Consider the following 18,076-nt stretch of genomic DNA (forward strand, 5'->3'; position numbering starts at 1 on the left):
GATGACGGGGAACGACGCCGAGACACGGCGGGATTCCGACGGTGACCACTCCGAGGAGTCGGACACGGATCGAGACGACAGCGCCGCGGAGACGACCGGAGAGCGGCGCGCGCGCGACGAGGTCACGGAGCCGGCCCGGACGCCGGCGCTCCACGGCGAGAAGCTCGAACTCGGCTACCCCGCCACGGCGGAGCCGGTCGTCGAGACGGAGCGCGTCGACGTGCCCGCCGGCGAGGTGACCGCGCTCGTGGGACCGAACGGCTCCGGCAAGTCGACGCTGCTCAAGTCGCTCGCGAAGCAGCTCGAGCCGGAGGCCGGCGAGGTGCTGCTCGACGGCGAGTCCATCTCCGAGTACGGGTCGAAGGAGTTCGCTCGCGAGGTGGGGATGCTCTCACAGGAGAACGAGGCGCCCGGAAGCACCACCGTCGAGGAGCTCGTCTACCACGGCCGTTATCCCCACCGCGGCTTCTTCGACGCGGTGACGCAGGCGGACGACGAGGCGGTCGACCGCGCCATCGAACTCGCGGGCGTCGACCACCTGCGCGACGAGCCGGTCGGGGACCTCTCCGGCGGCCAGAAGCAGCTCGCGTGGATCGCCCTGACGCTCGCCCAACAGACCGACGTGCTGCTGTTAGACGAGCCGACGACGTACCTCGACTTGCACCACCAGCTCCGCGTGATGGAGGTCGTCCGCGAGCTGAACGAGGAGGCCGGCGTGACCGTCGCGGTCGTCCTCCACGACATCGCGCAGGCCGCGCGGTTCGCGGACAACCTCATCGCGATGAAGGACGGCTCCGTGTACGACTGGGGCCCGCCCCGGAAGGTCGTCACCGAGGCCCTCCTGGAGGACGTCTTCGACGTGGTCGCGAGCGTCGACACCGACGCTCCCGACGGCCCGCGGATCCATCCGCACCGGCCGGTCGATTGATATCCTCCCCGCCCTGAAGCGCGGGGCTTTCCGGACGGTGCCGTCCCCAGCAACAGGACCTGCAGCAGGAACGGAGGAACCGCGAGAATCCCGGATCGATCGCGCGACGCCCCGCCGCCCGGACGCGGAAGCGTCCCGTCACTCGCCGACGCGGTGACACGCCGCCTCGTGGTGCTCGTCGACGCGCTCGTCCGGGGGCGGGACGCGCTCGCACACCGACTCGAAGGCGGCCAGTCGATCGCCGGCCTCCTCGACGTTCCCGGCCGCGAGCGCTTCGACCGCCGCCGTCAGGGCCGCGTCGAGGTCCTCGTCGCCGACCGACTCCGGGAGGTCGAACGCCTCGCGGACGCCCGCGGACGTGGGCTCGGCCACGCGGTCGGCCAGCGCCTCGCCGCCGAAATCGGGGTCCGCGACCGTCAGCTTGCAGTCGAAGGCGGCGCGCCACGCGTCGGCGTCGCCGTCGAACTCCGCGGGGGGGATCACGACCGGACAGCGCGTGTGGAACCGGCAGCCGGACGGCGGGTTCGTCGCCTCCGGTATCTCGCCGGAGAGGGGCTGTGTCTCCCGCTCCGCGGTCGGGTCGGGCGTGGGGACCGAGTCGATCAGCGCCTCGGTGTAGGGATGTTCCGGGTCGCGTAGCACCGCCTCGGTGGGTCCGGACTCCACGATCTCGCCGAGGTACATCACGTTCACGCGGTCGCAGATCTCGCGGACGACGCTCACGTCGTGGGTGATGAGCAGGACGCTCAACTCGAGTTCCGCCTGCAGATCGTCGAGAAGCGATAGCACCGCCGCCTGAATCGAGAGGTCGAGCGCGGAGACCGGCTCGTCGGCGATCAGCAGGTCCGGGTTGAGCACGAGCGCCCGCGCGAGCGCGGCGCGCTGGCTCTGCCCGCCGGACAGTTCGTGCGGGTAGCGCTCGTAGTGGTCCGCCGAGAGCCCGACGCGCTCGAAGAGGTCGGTGACGACCGCACGCCGCGTCGCCGCGTCGGAGACGCCGTGCACCCGCAGGAACTCCGCGGCCGACTCTCCGACCGTCAGCCGCGGGTCGAAGCTCCCGACCGGGTCCTGAAAGATCATCCCCGTGCGGCGCCGGAACGCGCGGAGCTCGTCGTCGCCGTACTCGCCGACCCGGTCGCCGTCGAAGGTCACCGTTCCGCCCGTCGGCTCCCGGAGTCGGAGCAGCGTCTCCGCGGCGGTCGACTTGCCGCAACCGGACTCGCCGATGAGCCCGACCGTCTCGCCGCGGCGCACGTCGAAGGAGATGCCGTCGACCGCGTGCAGCGACTCGCCGCCGCGACCGAGCAGCCCCTCACCCACGGAGAAGTGTTTCTCGAGGTCGTCGACGCGGAGCAGCGGTTCGGCGTCGCTCATCGCTCGCCTCCGTCCGACGGCGCGGGGTCCCGACCGAACTCGAAGCCCGAGTCGTCGGCGCCGTCCTCCTCCAGTTCGCTCCGGTCGTGGTCTGGCCCGTAGTAGACGCAGGCGGCGCGGTGGTTCGTACCCTCGACCGCGTACTCCGGGGGCTGTCCCCCGCACCGACAGGCGCCCGTGGCGTGGGCACAGCGCGGCGCGAACCGACAGCCCTCCGGGGGGTCTCGCGGGTCGACGGGCTCGCCACCGATGGGGTCGAGGTCCCCGCGACCGGGCAGACACGACAGCAGCGCGCGCGTGTAGGGGTGAGCCGGCCGGTCGAACAGCGCGGAGACGGGGCCGCGCTCCATCACCGTGCCGCCATAGAGGACCACGACCCGGTCGGCGACCTCCGCGACCACGCCGAAGTCGTGGGTGACGAAGAGGACGCCGAGCCCCTCTTCCGCCTGCAGCCGCGAGAACAGATCGAGGATACCGGCCTCGATGGTCACGTCGAGCGCGGTCGTCGGCTCGTCCGCGATCAGAACGTCGGGGTCGGAGGAGAGCGCCAACGCGACCAGCGCGCGCTGCTTCATGCCGCCGGAGAACTCGTGTGGATAGTCGTCGACCCGCGCCGCCGGCTCCGGGATCCCCACCGTGTCCAGGAGATCTATCGCGCGCTCGCGGGCCTCGGCCTTCGGGACGTCGCGGTGGTAGCGGATCGACTCCACGATCTGCTCGCCCACCGTGTAGACGGGGTCGAGCGCGCCCTCGGGGTCCTGGAAGACGTGCGCGATCCGGTCGCCGCGGACCTCCCGAAGCTCTCCGGGTCCGAGCTCCGTCAGCCGCCGGCCGTCGAAGGTGACGCGCCCGGTGACGCTCGCGCCCTCCTCGGCGACGAGCCCGGTGATCGCCTCGCAAGTGGCGGTCTTGCCGGAGCCGGACTCGCCGACCAGACACACCGTCTCGCCGCGGTCGAGCGCGAAGCTCACGCCGTCGACCGCGTCGACCGGGCCGTCGCGGCCGTCGAACCGCACCGAGAGGTCCTCGACGGTCAACAGGGCGTCCGCGTCGCTTCCGTCGCCGATTCGTCCGCCGGTCGAAGTGGTGTTCGCGTCCATCTCAGGGCTCCATCCGCGGATCGAGCGCGTCGCGGAGCGCGTCGCCGAGCAGGCTCAGGCTCACCGTCGTGGCCAGCAGCGCCAGCGCCGGGAACAGCACGACCCACCAGGAGACGGTGGGAAAGGCGCCGTCCGCGAACCCCATGGCGATCGTGTATCCCCACGAGAGCTCCACCTGCCAGATGGAGGCGCGGGCGGCGGGGCGACCGGGGTTCGAGAACAGGTACGCCATCGTCGCCTCGAGCAGGACCACGAGCGGGAGCTGGAGGCTCACCGCCGAGACGACCGTGCTGGAGGTGTTCGGCACGACGTGGCGACGAACGATTCGGAACGGTTGCATACCCGCACTCCGGGCGGCGCGGACGTACCCCGCATCGCGTTTTGTCAGCACGTCCGACCGCACCATCCGGGCGAGGCTCCCCCAGTTCAGCAGCCCGAACACGACCACGAGCAGCAGCAGCCCGCCGTCGTACACGACCAACAACAGCAGGACGATGAAGAACGCGGGCAGCACCTGCTGCACGTCGACGTAGCGCATCAACAGCTCGTCCGTCCGGCCGCCGCGATAGCCCGCGGCGGTGCCGACGCCGACGCCGACGGGGATCATCAGCGCGGCGACGATAGCCGCCACCTTCAGCGCGACGCTAGCGCCGTGGACGATCAGCGAGAGCACGTCCTCACCGCGCAGGTTCGTCCCGAGCGGGTACTGCCACGTGCCGGCACAGCCCGCCTCCACGACCTCCCCGCTGCAGTAGACCGCAGACTCCGGTACCGTCGCGAACACCGGCGGCTGGGAGGGCGCCGGCTCCCGCGGTGCCGCCTCGCCGATCAGCGGCTCGGTCACCGGGCCCGCTATCGAGGGACCGACGAGCGCGACGAGCGCGAACCCGCCGAGGTAGACCAGACTCGCGACCGCCGCCGGGTCCCGACGGAGCCGCCGCCAGTAGAGCCGCGTGAGCGCCGGACGACGGGCGAGCGGGGCGACGACGTACAGCAGGAGTGCCCACAGCGCGCCCCGGTAGAGCCAGTCGACGATCGTTCCCGAGGGGACGCCCGGGAGGACGTTGGCGATCCGCTCGACGCGGAGGTCGTAGGCGGCCGCGGCACCCACCGCGACCAGTCCGACGGCGAGGAGCACGACGCGTCGATCGAGGCGGCTCGGCGACTCACCGTCGTCGAGCGAGACGGTCTCGAAGGTCGGTCCGTCGCTCGTCGCCCGTTCGTTCGCTCCGCCGCGCTCGCCCGGCTCCGCCTCCGTAGTCACCTCGCCTCACCGTTGGAGAGCCGGGGACCAGTTCGTGTATCGTTCACGATCGTCAATGTCGTCCACGCGCGTCGTAATTAAAAGCTTCCACCGGACCGGTGGGCCACCCAGATCTTGCAAACGTTTAACACGGGTCGCGCCGAGGCCCGATCCGATTCAGATGCGTCGCTACGTCGCCAGACGGCTCGGTTGGGCAGCCGTGTCGATCTGGATCGTCTTCACGGCCATCTTCCTGCTGTTCGCGTACACGCCCGACCCCAACGAGGCGATCCTCGCCCATTACTCGGGCGAGGAGGCCGTGGAGGCGTGGGCGGCCGCCCGTAACCGGGACCTCCCGCTGTCCGAACGGTACGCCCGGTGGATCGGGTCGTACCTGACGCTCGACCTCGGTCGGACGGTCGGCGGTAAGCCAGTCGCCGCGGTCCTGAAGCGGTCGCTCCCGATCACCCTGCTGTACGTCGTCCCGGCGACCGTCATCTCGACGGTCGGGGGCGTCGCGGTCGGAGTGTACACCGCCGTCCGGAAGGGCGGGTACCTCGACCGCTTCGGCACCGCCGTGGTCTACTCCGGCTTCGGGCTGCCGGTGTTCTGGTCGAGCGAGATCGCCCTCGCCATCGTGGTGGACGAGTGGGGGCTCGTCTCCGTGGTGTGGAACGACGACGCGCCCCGGTACGCGTTGGAGAACCTCGCCGCGCTCGTGTTGCCGACGCTGGTGATGGCCGTGAACCTGCTGGCGATCCAGGCGAGGTACACCCGCGCGGAGGTGCTCGACGTGCTCCCCGAGGAGTTCATCCGCACGCTGCGCGCGAACGGTGCGCGCTCGCGGGACGTGGCCAGACACGCGCTCCGGAACGCCGCGGTGCCGCTCGTGTCCGCGTTCTGCATCGAGGCGCTCGGTCTACTCTTGGTCACGGTCTACGTCGTCGAGATCGTCTTCGGACTGCCGGGCGTCGGCGCGCTCGCGTACGACGCCCTGTTGAACCGCGACGCGGGGGTCGTGCTCGCGGTAACGATGCTGGTCGCGGTCGTCGGCGTGTTCGGCAACCTCGCCCAGGACCTGCTGTACGTCGCACTCGACCCGCGGATCGACTACGACGAGCGCTGATCCGCCCCCGGACCCGAGCCCGCGGCTCGGACCGCCCGTGCTGCCCCGTCCGCCCCGCCCGCGCCGCCCCGCCTGCGCGCTCCCGACCCTCCCGAAACCTCCCGGTCGTGCGGAGCGCGCGCGAGCCCCGCACGGTCGGTTGACGCCCGTCCATCGACCATATAAACCACATTTCGAAACGGAAGCGGCACTTCGAGTGAAAGGACATATAAGGTGTTAATGTCTCACCCACACCGATTACGTCTGCGGGTTTGATGTTCAGGGACGGTTCCGAGACGCGGACGGACGGGCGGCGAATTCTGTCGTGGCGCAACGTTTTAATAGCTCCTCGCCTCTGGAACGAGACGCGATGACACATCATACGGAGGCTTCGTCGGACACCCCGGCGGATCGAGTTCTTCCAGGGCACGATAGCTTCTAACATCGATATCGGTCCTGTACGGATCTTCGACACGACGTTACGCGACGGCGAACAGTCACCCCGCACTTCGTTCAGCTACGACGAGAAGCGCCGCATAGCGGCGACGCTGGACGACATGAACACCCACGTCATCGAGGCTGGGTTCCCGGTCAACTCGGAGGCGGAGTTCGAGGCGGTCAGCGACATCGCGGCCGCGACGGACACGACCGTCTGCGGACTGGCCCGCGTGGTCGAGGGCGACATCGAGGCGGCGCTGGACTCCGGCGCGGAGATGGTCCACACGTTCGTCTCGACCAGCGACGTCCAGCTGGAGGACTCCATGCACGCCACCCGCGAGGACGCGGTCGAGCGCGCGGTCGAGAGCGTCGAGCGCGTGAAGGAGGCGGGCGTCGAGTGCATGTTCTCCCCGATGGACGCGACCCGCACCGACCCCGAGTTCCTGATCGAGATCGTCGAGGCCGTCAGCGAGGTCGGCGTCGACTGGATCAACATCCCCGACACCTGCGGCGTCGCGATGCCGACCGCGTTCGGCGAGACGGTCGCGGCGGTCGACGCCGCCACCGACGCCCGCGTCGACGTGCACACGCACGACGACTTCGGGATGGCGGCCGCCAACGCCGTGACCGGCTTCGAGAACGGCGCCGACCAGGCGCAGGTCTCGGTCAACGGCATCGGCGAGCGCGCCGGCAACGCCGCCTACGAGGAGGTCGTGATGGCCGTCGAGTCGGTGTACGGCGTCGACACGGGCATCGACACGACCCAGATCACGGAGCTGGCCCGGATCGTGGAGGACGCCTCCGACATCCCGGTGCCGGCCAACAAGCCCGTCACCGGGCGGAACGCGTTCGCCCACGAGTCGGGCATCCACGCCGCCGGCGTCATCGAGAACGCCGACACCTTCGAGACCGGCGTGATGACCCCGGAGATGGTGGGCGCCGAGCGCGAGTTCGTGCTGGGGAAACACACCGGCACGCACGCGGTCCGCAAGCACCTGGAGGAGGCCGGCTTCGACCCGACCGACGACCAGGTCCGGACCGTCACGAAGCGCGTGAAGGAACACGGCGCCGACAAACAGCAGGTCACCGCGGGCGACGTCGAGCGGTTCGCCCGCGAGGCCGACATTCCCGAAACCGAGGAGGCAGTCGCTCGATGACCGCCTCCGCGGTCGCGCAGCACGCCCAGCGACAGCCCCGTCGCTCGGGATCGTTGCCCGACGGCGCCGCCGGCGATCCCACGCCCGAACCGGGCGGATCGCCGAGGGGTCGGTGCAACGATTGCGCGCCGCGACAAGGATTTATAGGCGGGGCGTTCATCGTGAGACGTGATGAACCCGCGCGACGCGGTCCGGCTCGCCGGTCACGGAGCGACGGCGCTCCGACCCACCGGGGAGCCCGCGTCGTCGGTCCTCGCGGCCGAGATCATTGTAGGGGCCTGAGCCCCTACACCACCCACTTCTCACGATTCCGACGCACCGCTTTCCAGCGCCGCTGCCACGCGCCGCGGCGCGTCCCTGGCGTCCCCGTTCGAGCAGCTCGACGCGATCGCGGGGAGACGGCACGAGGACACGACGACCGATCCACGACCCAGATGCGACACCACAACCGATGACGGACCGAGACGAACCACACGAGACGACAGCAGCGGACGGCGCCGCCGACGCGGCGACCGACGGCGGAACGACCGCCGCCGGGAGCACCGCGGCCGGCGAGGCGACCGAACCGCCGGAGCGCGCCGACGACGGCGCGGCGTCGGCCCCGACGACCGGCGCCGAGGCCGTCGTCGCGGCGCTCGAGGCCGCCGGGGTCGACACCGCCTTCGGCGTGCAGGGCGGCGCGATCATGCCCGTCTACGACGCGCTCTACGGCTCGTCGGTCGGCCACGTCACGATGGCCCACGAGCAGGGCGCGGCCCACGCGGCGGACGCCTACGGCGTCGTCGCGGGCGAGCCGGGCGTCTGCATGGCCACCTCTGGCCCGGGCGCGACCAACCTCGTCACCGGCATCGCGGACGCGGACATGGACTCCGACGCAATGTTAGCCCTGACGGGACAGGTGCCGACGGAGTTCGTCGGCAACGACGCCTTCCAGGAGACGGACACGGTCGGGGTCACCACGCCCATCACGAAGCACAACTACTTCGCCGGCGACGCCGACGAGGTCGGCGAGACGGTCGGCGAGGCGTTCGCGCTCTCGTCGGTCGGCCGTCCCGGTCCGACGCTGGTCGACCTGCCGAAGGACGTGACGCTCGGCGACACCGACCGCGAGGTCGGCGCGCCCGAGGCGCCCGCCGGCACCGAACCCGTGCCGGAGGCGAACGAGGAGTACGTCGCCGCGGCCGCGGAGGCGATCGAGACCGCCGAGCGTCCGCTGTGCCTGTTCGGCGGCGGCGTGATCAAGGGCGAGGCGAGCGCGGAGGCGCGGCGGTTCGCCCGCGAGCTCGGTATCCCCGTCACCACGACGATGCCGGGCATCGGCTCGTTCCCCGAGGACGACGACCTCTGTCTGTCGTGGGCGGGGATGCACGGCACCGGCTACGCCAACATGGCGATCAGCCACACCGACTGCCTGATCGCGGTCGGGACGCGCTTCGACGACCGGCTGACGGGCGGCATCGAGACGTTCGCGCCCGACGCCGAGGTGATCCACGTCGACATCGACCCCGCGGAGATATCCAAGAACGTCCACGCGGACTACCCGCTCGTGGGCGACGCGGCGACGGTGCTCGACCAGCTCACCGCCGCCGTGAGCGAGGCCCCGGACGCCGCCGACTGGCGCGACCGGTGCGCGACGTGGACGGAGGAGTACCCCATGACGTACGCGACGCCCGACGACGAGCCGCTGAAGCCGCAGTTCGTCGTGGAGGCGTTCGACGAGGCGACGGACGACGACGCCATCGTCACCACCGGCGTCGGCCAACACCAGATGTGGGCCGCGCAGTTCTGGACCTACACCGAGCCGCGGACGTGGGTCTCCTCGCACGGCCTCGGCACGATGGGCTACGGCCTGCCGGCCGCGGTCGGCGCGCGCGTCGCCGCGGACAACGCCGGCGACGAGGACCGCGACGTGGTCTGTTTCGACGGCGACGGCTCCTTCCTGATGACCATGCAGGAGCTGTCGGTGGCCGTCCGCGAGAACCTCGACATCACCGTGGCCGTCCTGAACAACGAGTACATCGGGATGGTCCGGCAGTGGCAGGACGCCTTCTTCGAGGGCCGGCACATGGCCTCGGAGTACGGCTGGATGCCCGAGTTCGACAAGCTGGCGGAGGCGTTCGGCGCCAAGGGCATCGCGGTCGGCGACTACGACGAGGTCGCCGACGCGGTCACCGAGGCGCTCGAGTACGACGGCCCCGCCGTCATCGACTTCCACGTCGACCCGCAGGAGAACGTCTACCCGATGGTTCCCAGCGGCGGCGACAACGCGCAGTTCGCGCTGACGGAGGACCAGCTATGAGCGACGACGAGACGGGGAGCGCGCCCGCGGGCGGCGAGGCCCCCGAGACGGACGGCGGCGAGGCGGTCCCCGACGCGGGGATGCCGGGTCCCGAACCCGGCGAGCGCACCAGCCCGCAGGGGCGGCGCAACTCGCAGGGGATCCGGATCGACCCCGAGGTCGAGGCCGAACACGAGCCGCGGCGCGCGGTCATCTCGGCCATCGTCGACGACGAGCCCGGCGTGCTCTCGCGGGTCGCCGGTCTCGTCTCGCGGCGCCAGTTCAACATCGAGAGCCTCACCGTCGGCCCCACGACCGTCGAGAACCACTCGCGGATCACGATGGTCGTCGAGGAGCCCGACCCGGGCATCACCCAGATCGAGCGCCAGATGGCGAAGCTCAAGCCCGTGGTCTCGGTCGGCGAGATCCGCGAGGACGCCGTCCGGACCGAGCTGGTGCTTTTGAAGGTCCGCGGCGAGGAGCCCGAGAAGGTCCACGCCGTGACCGAGATGTACGACGGCGAGACGCTCGACGCCGGGCCGCGGACGATCACCGTCCAGCTGACCGGCGACGAGTCGCGGATCGACGACGCGCTGGACGCCTACCGGCAGTTCGGCATCATCGAGATCGCGCGGACGGGCCAGACCGCGCTCGCGCGCGGCGACACCCCGACCGCCCCAGGAGAGAAACCCGGCACGGCCGGCGAACCGACCCAACCCGACACCACAACACACCGATGACGACAGAAACCGACGACGACGACGCGTACAGCTTCGACTCGAAGATCTACTACGACGACGACGCGGACCCGACCGCCATCGCGGGCAAGACCGTGGCCGTACTCGGCTACGGCTCGCAGGGACACGCGCACGCACAGAACCTCGACGACAGCGGCGTTGACGTGGTCGTCGGGCTGCGGGAGGACTCCTCCTCGCGCGCGGCGGCCGAGAGCGACGGCCTGCGTGTGGAGACGCCCGGCGACGCGGTCGCGGCCGCCGACATCGTTTCCGTGCTCGTCCCGGACACCGTCCAGCCGGACGTCTACGAGAACGCCATCGAGCCGAACCTGGAAGCCGGCGACACGCTCCAGTTCGCGCACGGGTTCAACATCCACTACAACCAGATCCAGCCGCCGGAGGACGTGGACGTGACGATGGTGGCTCCGAAGTCGCCGGGCCACCTCGTGCGCCGCAACTACGAGAGCGACGAGGGGACGCCCGGCCTGCTGGCCGTCTATCAGGACGTGACCGGCGAGGCCCACGACGAGGGGCTCGCGTACGCGGCAGCCATCGGCTGCGCCCGCGCGGGCGTCATCGAGACCTCGTTCCGCGAGGAGACCGAGACCGACCTGTTCGGCGAGCAGGCCGTCCTCTGTGGCGGCGTCACCTCGCTGGTGAAGCAGGGCTACGAGACGCTCGTCGAGGCCGGCTACTCGCCCGAGATGGCGTACTTCGAGTGTCTGAACGAGCTGAAGCTCATCGTCGACCTGATGTACGAGGACGGGCTCGGCGGCATGTGGCAGTCCGTCTCCGACACCGCGGAGTACGGCGGGCTGACGCAGGGCGACGAGATCGTCGACGAGCACGCCCGCGAGAACATGGAGGAGGTGCTGGAGCAGGTCCAGAACGGTCAGTTCGCCCGCGAGTGGATCGCGGAGAACCAGGCCGGGCGGCCCTCCTACACGCAGCTCAAGACGCGCGAGGAGAGCCACGAGATCGAGCAGGTCGGCGAGGAGCTGCGCGGCCTCTTCGCGTGGGCCGAGGAGGACGAGGAGAGCGACGAGGAGAAGACGGAGGTGCGAGCCTGATGGGCACCGCGGACGACGACGCGTCCGAGGCCGACGCGCCGGCCGCCGGCGAGACGAGCGACGGCACGGACGGCCGGACGGCCGACCGCGCGACGATGGCGGACGTCTCCCACCGAAACCCCTACACCGGGGACACGATGGGCGCCGTGTTCCGCCGCGGCCCGGCGGTCGCGGACGGCGGCGTCGCGGACGGGTCCGGCCCCGACCGCGGCGGCGAGCCGAGCGACGAGAGCGGCAGGACGCCGATGCGCGAGGTCGACCACACGCCGCGCAACGACGACGTGAACGCGGTCTGGGCCCGCGGCGGCCGGGCGGCCGGCCCGTCGGGATCCCAGACCGGCCCGAGCGTCTCCGGGGTACCGGGTGACGACTGAATGAGCGAGGGCACGCTGTACGATAAGGTGTGGGACCGCCACAAGGTGACGGAGCTGCCGACGGGACAGGACCAGCTGTTCGTCGGGCTCCACCTCGTCCACGAGGTCACCAGCCCGCAGGCGTTCGGGATGCTGAAGGAGCGCGATCAGCAGGTGGCGTTCCCCGAGCGCACGCACGCGACGGTCGACCATATCGTCCCGACCGACGACACCGACCGCCCCTACCGCGACGACGCGGCCGAGAACATGATGGCCGAGCTGGAGGAGAACGTCCGCGACGCGGGCATCGAGTTCTCAGACCCCGACTCCGGCAACCAGGGCATCGTCCACGTCATCGGGCCGGAGCAGGGGCTCACCCAGCCCGGCATGACCATCGTCTGTGGCGACTCGCACACGTCGACCCACGGCGCGTTCGGCGCGCTGGCGTTCGGGATCGGCACCTCGCAGATCCGCGACGTGCTGGCGACGGGCTGTGTCGCCATGGAGAAACAGAAGGTCCGCAGGATCGAGGTCACCGGCGAACTCGGCGAGGGCGTCACGGCGAAGGACGTCATCCTGACGATCATCGGAAAGCTCGGCACCGACGGCGGCGTCGGACACGTCTACGAGTACGCCGGCGAGGCCATCGAGAGCCTCGGGATGGAGGGGCGGATGTCCATCTGCAACATGTCCATCGAGGGCGGCGCCCGCGCGGGCTACGTCAACCCCGACGAGACCACCTACGAGTGGCTACGGGAGACGGACGCCTTCGCGGACGACCCCGAGCGGTTCGAGCGACTGAAGCCCTACTGGGAGTCGATCCGGACCGACGAGGACGCGGAGTACGACGACGTGGTCACCATCGACGGCTCGGCCATCGAACCGACCGTCACGTGGGGGACCACGCCGGGCCAGACGGTCGGCATCACCGAGCCGATCCCGGACCCCGACGACCTCCCGGAGGAGGACCGCGACACCGCGAAGCGGGCACAGAAGCACATGCGCGTCGAGCCCGGCGACACGATGGCGGGCTACGACATCGACGTGGCGTTCCTCGGCTCGTGTACCAACGCGCGGCTGAAGGACCTGCGTGAGGCCGCGAAGTTCGTCGAGGGTCGCGAGGTCGACGACGACGTGCGCGCGATGGTCGTCCCCGGCAGCCAGCGCGTCCGCGACGCCGCGGAGGCGGAGGGCCTCGACGAGGTGTTCACCGAGGCCGGCTTCGACTGGCGCGAGCCCGGCTGCTCGATGTGTCTGGGCATGAACGACGACCAGCTCGAGGGCGACGAGGCGAGCGCCTCCTCCTCGAACCGGAACTTCGTGGGGCGGCAGGGGTCGAAGGACGGCCGCACCGTCCTGATGAGTCCGATCATGGTCGCGGCCGCGGCGGTGACCGGCGAGGTCACCGACGTCCGCGAGATGGAGGAGGTGGCGACCGTATGAGCTCCCCCGAGTTCAGCGACGGCGAGGCACCCGCCGAGAAGGTGACCGAGGTGACCGGGACCGCGATTCCGGTCCGCGGGAACGACATCGACACCGACCAGATCATCCCGGCGCGGTTCATGAAGGTCGTCACCTTCGACGGCCTGGGCCAGTTCGCCTTCTTCGACCAGCGGTTCGACGACGAGGACAACGAGAAGGACCACCCCTTCAACGAGGAGAAGTATCAGGGCGCGAACGTCCTCGTCGTCAACCAGAACTTCGGCTGCGGCTCCTCCCGCGAGCACGCCCCGCAGGCGCTGCTGCGCTGGGGAATCGACGCGGTCGTCGGCGAGTCGTTCGCGGAGATCTTCGCGGGCAACTGCCTCGCGCTCGGCATCCCGACGGTCACCGCGGACCAGGCGGACATCGAGGCGCTGCAGGACTACGTCGAGGCGAACCCCGACGCCGAGGTCGACATCGACGTGGCCGCCGAGACGGTCACGTACGGCGACACGGTCGTCGACGCGACGGTCCACGACGCCCAGCGAAAGGCGCTCGTGGAGGGCGTCTGGGACACGACGGCGCTGATGGGCGCGAACGCGGGCGCGGTCCGCGAGACCGCTCGCTCGCTGCCGTACGTGCCCGACGAGCACGTCCCGGAGCCCGCGGAGGACGAGGCGTGACCCACGAGGTCGCGGTCATCGAGGGCGACGGCATCGGACAGGAAGTGATCCCGGCCGCGGTCGCGGTGTTGGACGCGGTCGCGGAAGCGAACGAGGAGCTCGACTTCGCGTACGTCGAGGCCGAGGCCGGCGACGCCGTGAAAGAGGCGACCGGCGAGGCGCTCCCCGAGGCGACCTACGAGACGGCCGCGAGCGCGGACGCGACGCTGTTCGGCGCGGCTGGCGAGACGGCCGCCGACGTGATCCTCCCGCTCCGGGAGGCGGTCGGCTCCTTCGTCAACGTGCGGCCCGCCCGCGCGTATCCCGGCGTCGACGCCGTCCGGCCGGAGACCGACGTGGTGTTCCTCCGCGAGAACACGGAGGGCGTCTACGCCGGCCACGAGGACCGGCTCTCCGACGACCTCTCGACGTTGACGCGCGTCACCACCTCCTCCGCGTCGCGGGAGCTCGCCGAGTTCGCCTGCGAGTTCGTCGCGGACGGCCGCGGCCCCGCGGGCGACCCCGAGGAGGGGTTCACCGTCGCGCACAAGGCGAACGTGATGCGCGAGACGGACGGCCGGTTCCGCGAGGAAGTCCTCGCGGTCGCCGAGGAGCGCGGCGTCGACGCGGACGAGGAGCTGATGGACGCGTTCGCGACGAAGCTCCCGCTCGACCCGAGCCAGTACGGCGTCGTCGTCTGCCCGAACCTCGCGGGCGACGTGCTCTCGGACCTGGCCGCGGGGCTGGTCGGCGGGCTGGGCCTGCTCCCCTCCGCGAACGTCGGCCACGACAACGCGCTGTTCGAGCCGGTCCACGGCACCGCGCCGGACATCGCCGGCGAGGGGGTCGCCAACCCGACCGCGGCCATCCTCTCCGCGGCGATGCTCCTGGAGTACCTCGGCCACGTCGACGCGGGCGCGAACGTCCGCGACGCTGTCGAGTCGGTGCTGGAGGAGGGGCCGCGGACGGGCGACCTCGGTGGATCTGCGGGAACCGAGGAGGTTACGGCGGCTGTGGTTGGGCGGTTGTAGAACTGTGGCGACTCACGCGACGCTTTCCGAACCGCGAATCCGATGAGAAATCCGCCCGTCCACGAGTGGTGGACTCGTGAGGCCACTACTCGACCGGCTTCTCGCGCAAAAACATCCCGTCGAAGTTACGTTCCGCCGGAGACCACGTCGGAGAGCTGGTCACGGTTTCCACCGGTCGCGGCGTGGATGACGAGAGTCCCTCCGACGGAGCCCGTCGACCCGTTCGTTTCGATGGTCATGTCGACGTCTACGGCGTCCGGCTGCACCAGTTTCGGGAGGTCGTCGACGTCGCTGTAGTCCTCCGCGCGGAGCGACGTTCCTTCCGAAATATCGAGCGCTTCGTCCCCGCTCGCGGTGAGCTCCAGCGTGTCGAGATCGAAGCCGTTCGCCTCGATCACGACCCTCATGTCGCCCTGACCGGCGATGTTGGCGACGCGGAAGACGTTCTCGAAGTTGAATTCCGTGTTGGGGTTCAGTCCCTCACCGTCTCCGTCGAAGATCCCGATACCGCTATCGCCGTTGAAGTTGAGAACGAGTTCGCCGCCGTCCGTTCCGGAAGCGTAGGTTTCGTTCTGAGCGGTCAGCTCGACGAAACCGGACGAGTCAGACGCCACGTTCACGTTGACGTTCCGGTCCGCTTCCGCGGTCGTGAACGCCCCCGTACCGATCGCAGCCGAGCTTCCAGTTGCCAGTGCGCCCAGACCGATCACGAATTTGCGTCGTTCCATGGGTTGTCTACCTCGTTGGGACGCCGCGTTCCGTCGCGGCGCTTACTCACCCCATGGGACGGACCCACTATCGTTATGAGTCGACAGAAGATTCTCCGGTGACTACTGAACGCACTCTGGACGCGGCTGAAGCGTTCTGGTCGGTGCTGAAGCGGGCCGAATGGAGCCCCTGAACCGCGGGTTCGGCGTTCTCTGGACGTTTTTGTACGGCAATGTGAGCGAGAACTGGCCGCGGACGCCCGACTGCAGGTCCCTTGTGTTCGCCGTCCGCGGGATCGGAGTGCTCGCGGTCTCACTCTCGAGAGAAGGTCGCGGTCGAGACAGCGGAAACGTTCCTCAACGGTGTCGACTGTTGGATGCTTCCCGAGGTCGTGAGTCGTCTTCGTGGCGACTCGGAGTGCTCAGTCGTCCGTCGACCAGGCGGGGTTGTCGAAGGCCGATTCCGGAGGGCTCTGCGTCGCGTCGCGGCCGACGAAGCCGTCCGCGTCTCGCTCCGAGCGCGCGAACACCCCGTCGATCCCGTCGATCTCGACGCCGACGATCGTCGGCCCCTCGCTCTGGAGGCCGAAGTCTTTGAGTTTGACGTTCGAGCCGGTGGCCACGTCGTCCCGCCAGTCCGTTCTGAGAACGTCGGTCGAGTTTCCTTTTTTCTCCTCGTAGTAGACGCGTGCTCGCACCTCGACAGGGGACTTGCCCGCGGTCTCGATCCTGACGCGTCCGCTTTCTCCTTTGAAGTTCACCCCGGACACCTGATCGGCCGGACTGGTGGCCTGCTCGTCGTCGCCCTCCGACTCCGCGCCGACGATCGTGAATCCTCGCGTGTCGCCGAACAGCTGCGCGGCGATGTCGCCGTCGACGCCGATGACGAGTACCGTCACCTCGATCTGCACCTCCTCACCCGGATCGATGTCGGCGACTTTCGCCTTGATCACTTCGTAGCCCGCGGGGCTGAACCCGCCGTCGATGTCGTCGAGGCCGTCGGGACGGTCCAGCTCCGCAGTCCCCTCCGCGAACGTCACGTGGTCGACGGGCGTGGACTCCGAGTCCCCCTCGGATTCGGACTGCTGCTGGTCGCTAAGTATCCGTTTCACGCGGTAGCTGTCCGAGTCCAGAGACCCCTGCCCGCGTTCCACCCGTACCCCGACGACCGTGATGTTCTGCGATTCGTTGAACCGGTTCTCGATCCGGACGAGGGGGATCTCGTCCCCCTCCGAGACCCTCTCCCCGTCGGCGGGCGTCGAGTAGCCCACCAGCGCCTGATCGTCGGGGACCACGTCCACGTCGACCCCGCGGTCCATGCGCGCGCTGCTGAACGCGCCGCTCCCGAGGGTCAACGCGCCGGAGCTGCCGCCGCCGAACAGGAGGATGAGGGTGCGACGTTTCATGGCTTGTCGGAGGCCTCGTTATCGGGTCGATGCACGGCACGGCCCATGGTTATGAGCCGGCAGAAGGCTCGAAAGGGGTCCCTGAACCGGCCGCGACCGGCGCAGGTTCGATCGACGCGACGGACCGCGGCCGGTACCGCTCCGGTGGCGGTCCCCGTCGCGGACCGTACCGATCGACTCGAGGGGTGGGTCATCGGAGCTCCGGCGGTTCCTCCGTGTCGCCGACGCGCATGCCGGCGGAGTAGTACTTGTGCGCGACCGCCGAGAAGGCGAACGCGACGACGATGGCGACCGTCCACGCGAGGTCGGACAGCAGGACGAGGGGCCACGCGTTCACCCACAGCGCCGCGACGAGCGCGGTCGCGACGGCCGAGAGCCCCAGATAGTACTCGCTCCAGGGGATCTCGTTGCCCTGCACGACATCGAGGTACAGGTCGACGTCCTCGAGCGCGGGCGTCGACTCGATCATCCCGCGCGACTTGTTGAACTCCACGACGCCCGCGCGGTCCATCTTCGGGAGATGCGACTGCTGGAGGGCGGTGTAGACCCGCTTCCGCTCGTTCCCGGTTATCTCCGCCGTGTCGATGTCGTTCTCCCAGGCGGCGATCTGTTCCGCCATGGCCCCGATCTCCATGGGGTCTTCGCTCTGTTTCAACAGATGCACCGCGAACCGCCGCCGCTCGTTCGAGAGCACGTCGAACAGCTCGTCCTCCGAGAGGTCCGGCGCTGACGGCTCGGAGGTCCCACCCGTGACCTGTTGTGCAGATGCCATGTGTTCGTCAGACACATTTGAACGATACTACATAAATCCACAGGAACCCTAAGATAAGGTGAACTTTCTCGAGAGGTCGTGAAGCAGGATCGACGAGACGCGAATATCGAAGGAGACGCTCCAGTCCGGTATTTCCCTGCCGTTATGGACTGGTTACAAATCCTATAACTACGGATTAAACGTCGGTAATCGTAACAAATAGGATATTTCTTCGCCGTACGGCCCGTTCAGGGCGGGCCTGAATCGGTCACCGCCGAACCCCGAGGCGGTCCGACCGGCCGTCTCCGTGTTCA

At 69.6% G+C, this 18,076-nt stretch carries 16 protein-coding genes; 10 read left to right on the plus strand and 6 right to left on the minus strand.

Translation table 11 applies throughout. The features are described from left to right. Window position 1 precedes the first annotated feature (1 nt). A complete protein-coding gene (locus ACZ432_RS14035) occupies window positions 2–928 on the plus strand; it encodes an ABC transporter ATP-binding protein (protein ID WP_426961818.1) in 927 nt (308 codons plus the stop codon). A 138-nt stretch (window positions 929–1,066) separates the two neighbouring features. Here ACZ432_RS14035 and ACZ432_RS14040 read toward each other — a convergent pair whose 3' ends face one another. The 3 genes from ACZ432_RS14040 to ACZ432_RS14050 are packed head-to-tail and all read right to left on the minus strand — an operon-like array spanning window position 1,067 to window position 4,666. After that, entirely contained in the window at window positions 1,067–2,302 is a 1,236-nt protein-coding gene (locus ACZ432_RS14040; protein WP_426961817.1) for an ABC transporter ATP-binding protein, read from the minus strand. Then, complete coding sequence (locus tag ACZ432_RS14045; RefSeq protein ID WP_426961816.1) at window positions 2,299–3,402, minus strand: ABC transporter ATP-binding protein; 1,104 nt, start codon at window positions 3,400–3,402, stop codon at window positions 2,299–2,301. The genes ACZ432_RS14040 and ACZ432_RS14045 overlap by 4 nt, the downstream gene beginning before the upstream one ends. Window position 3,403: 1 nt before the next feature. Beyond that, window positions 3,404–4,666: an ABC transporter permease gene (locus tag ACZ432_RS14050; protein WP_426961815.1), complete on the minus strand. Its 1,263-nt coding sequence runs from the start codon at window positions 4,664–4,666 to the stop codon at window positions 3,404–3,406. Between the two features lie 199 nt (window positions 4,667–4,865). On the opposite strand from ACZ432_RS14050, the gene ACZ432_RS14055 reads away from it, so the two are divergent. The 9 genes from ACZ432_RS14055 (at window position 4,866) to ACZ432_RS14095 (ending at window position 14,898) form a co-directional block, all read left to right on the plus strand. Beyond that, window positions 4,866–5,771: an ABC transporter permease gene (locus ACZ432_RS14055; RefSeq protein ID WP_426961814.1), complete on the plus strand. Its 906-nt coding sequence runs from the start codon at window positions 4,866–4,868 to the stop codon at window positions 5,769–5,771. A gap of 356 nt (window positions 5,772–6,127) precedes the next feature. Beyond that, a complete protein-coding gene (locus ACZ432_RS14060) occupies window positions 6,128–7,345 on the plus strand; it encodes a LeuA family protein (RefSeq protein WP_426962102.1) in 1,218 nt (405 codons plus the stop codon). Between the two features lie 451 nt (window positions 7,346–7,796). Beyond that, a complete protein-coding gene (gene ilvB / locus ACZ432_RS14065; RefSeq protein ID WP_426961813.1) occupies window positions 7,797–9,644 on the plus strand; it encodes a biosynthetic-type acetolactate synthase large subunit in 1,848 nt (615 codons plus the stop codon). Continuing rightward, a complete protein-coding gene (ilvN, locus tag ACZ432_RS14070) occupies window positions 9,641–10,363 on the plus strand; it encodes an acetolactate synthase small subunit (protein WP_426961812.1) in 723 nt (240 codons plus the stop codon). Before ilvB ends, ilvN begins: the two co-directional genes overlap by 4 nt. Next, window positions 10,360–11,430: a ketol-acid reductoisomerase gene (gene ilvC, locus ACZ432_RS14075; RefSeq protein ID WP_426961811.1), complete on the plus strand. Its 1,071-nt coding sequence runs from the start codon at window positions 10,360–10,362 to the stop codon at window positions 11,428–11,430. The genes ilvN and ilvC overlap by 4 nt, the downstream gene beginning before the upstream one ends. Then, window positions 11,430–11,804 (plus strand): hypothetical protein, encoded by a 375-nt coding sequence (locus tag ACZ432_RS14080; RefSeq protein WP_426961810.1) that lies wholly within the window; start codon window positions 11,430–11,432, stop codon window positions 11,802–11,804. The genes ilvC and ACZ432_RS14080 overlap by 1 nt, the downstream gene beginning before the upstream one ends. After that, window positions 11,805–13,226 carry a 3-isopropylmalate dehydratase large subunit gene (gene leuC, locus ACZ432_RS14085; RefSeq protein WP_426961809.1) on the plus strand — a complete coding sequence of 474 codons (1,422 nt, stop codon included), beginning with the start codon at window positions 11,805–11,807 and terminating at the stop codon, window positions 13,224–13,226. Beyond that, window positions 13,223–13,888: a 3-isopropylmalate dehydratase small subunit gene (leuD, locus tag ACZ432_RS14090; protein WP_426961808.1), complete on the plus strand. Its 666-nt coding sequence runs from the start codon at window positions 13,223–13,225 to the stop codon at window positions 13,886–13,888. Before leuC ends, leuD begins: the two co-directional genes overlap by 4 nt. Beyond that, on the plus strand, window positions 13,885–14,898 hold the full coding sequence (locus ACZ432_RS14095; RefSeq protein ID WP_426961807.1) for an isocitrate/isopropylmalate family dehydrogenase: 1,014 nt from the start codon (window positions 13,885–13,887) through the stop codon (window positions 14,896–14,898). Before leuD ends, ACZ432_RS14095 begins: the two co-directional genes overlap by 4 nt. A gap of 125 nt (window positions 14,899–15,023) precedes the next feature. Here ACZ432_RS14095 and ACZ432_RS14100 read toward each other — a convergent pair whose 3' ends face one another. The 3 genes from ACZ432_RS14100 to ACZ432_RS14110 form a co-directional block, all read right to left on the minus strand. Beyond that, on the minus strand, window positions 15,024–15,626 hold the full coding sequence (locus ACZ432_RS14100; RefSeq protein ID WP_426961806.1) for a DUF1102 domain-containing protein: 603 nt from the start codon (window positions 15,624–15,626) through the stop codon (window positions 15,024–15,026). A 401-nt stretch (window positions 15,627–16,027) separates the two neighbouring features. After that, entirely contained in the window at window positions 16,028–17,011 is a 984-nt protein-coding gene (locus tag ACZ432_RS14105) for a hypothetical protein (protein WP_426961805.1), read from the minus strand. Window positions 17,012–17,201: 190 nt separating this feature from the next. Next, window positions 17,202–17,783 (minus strand): DUF7344 domain-containing protein, encoded by a 582-nt coding sequence (locus ACZ432_RS14110; RefSeq protein WP_426961804.1) that lies wholly within the window; start codon window positions 17,781–17,783, stop codon window positions 17,202–17,204. Between the last annotated feature and the right edge of the window lie 293 nt (window positions 17,784–18,076).

Source organism: Haloparvum alkalitolerans (assembly GCF_055381565.1).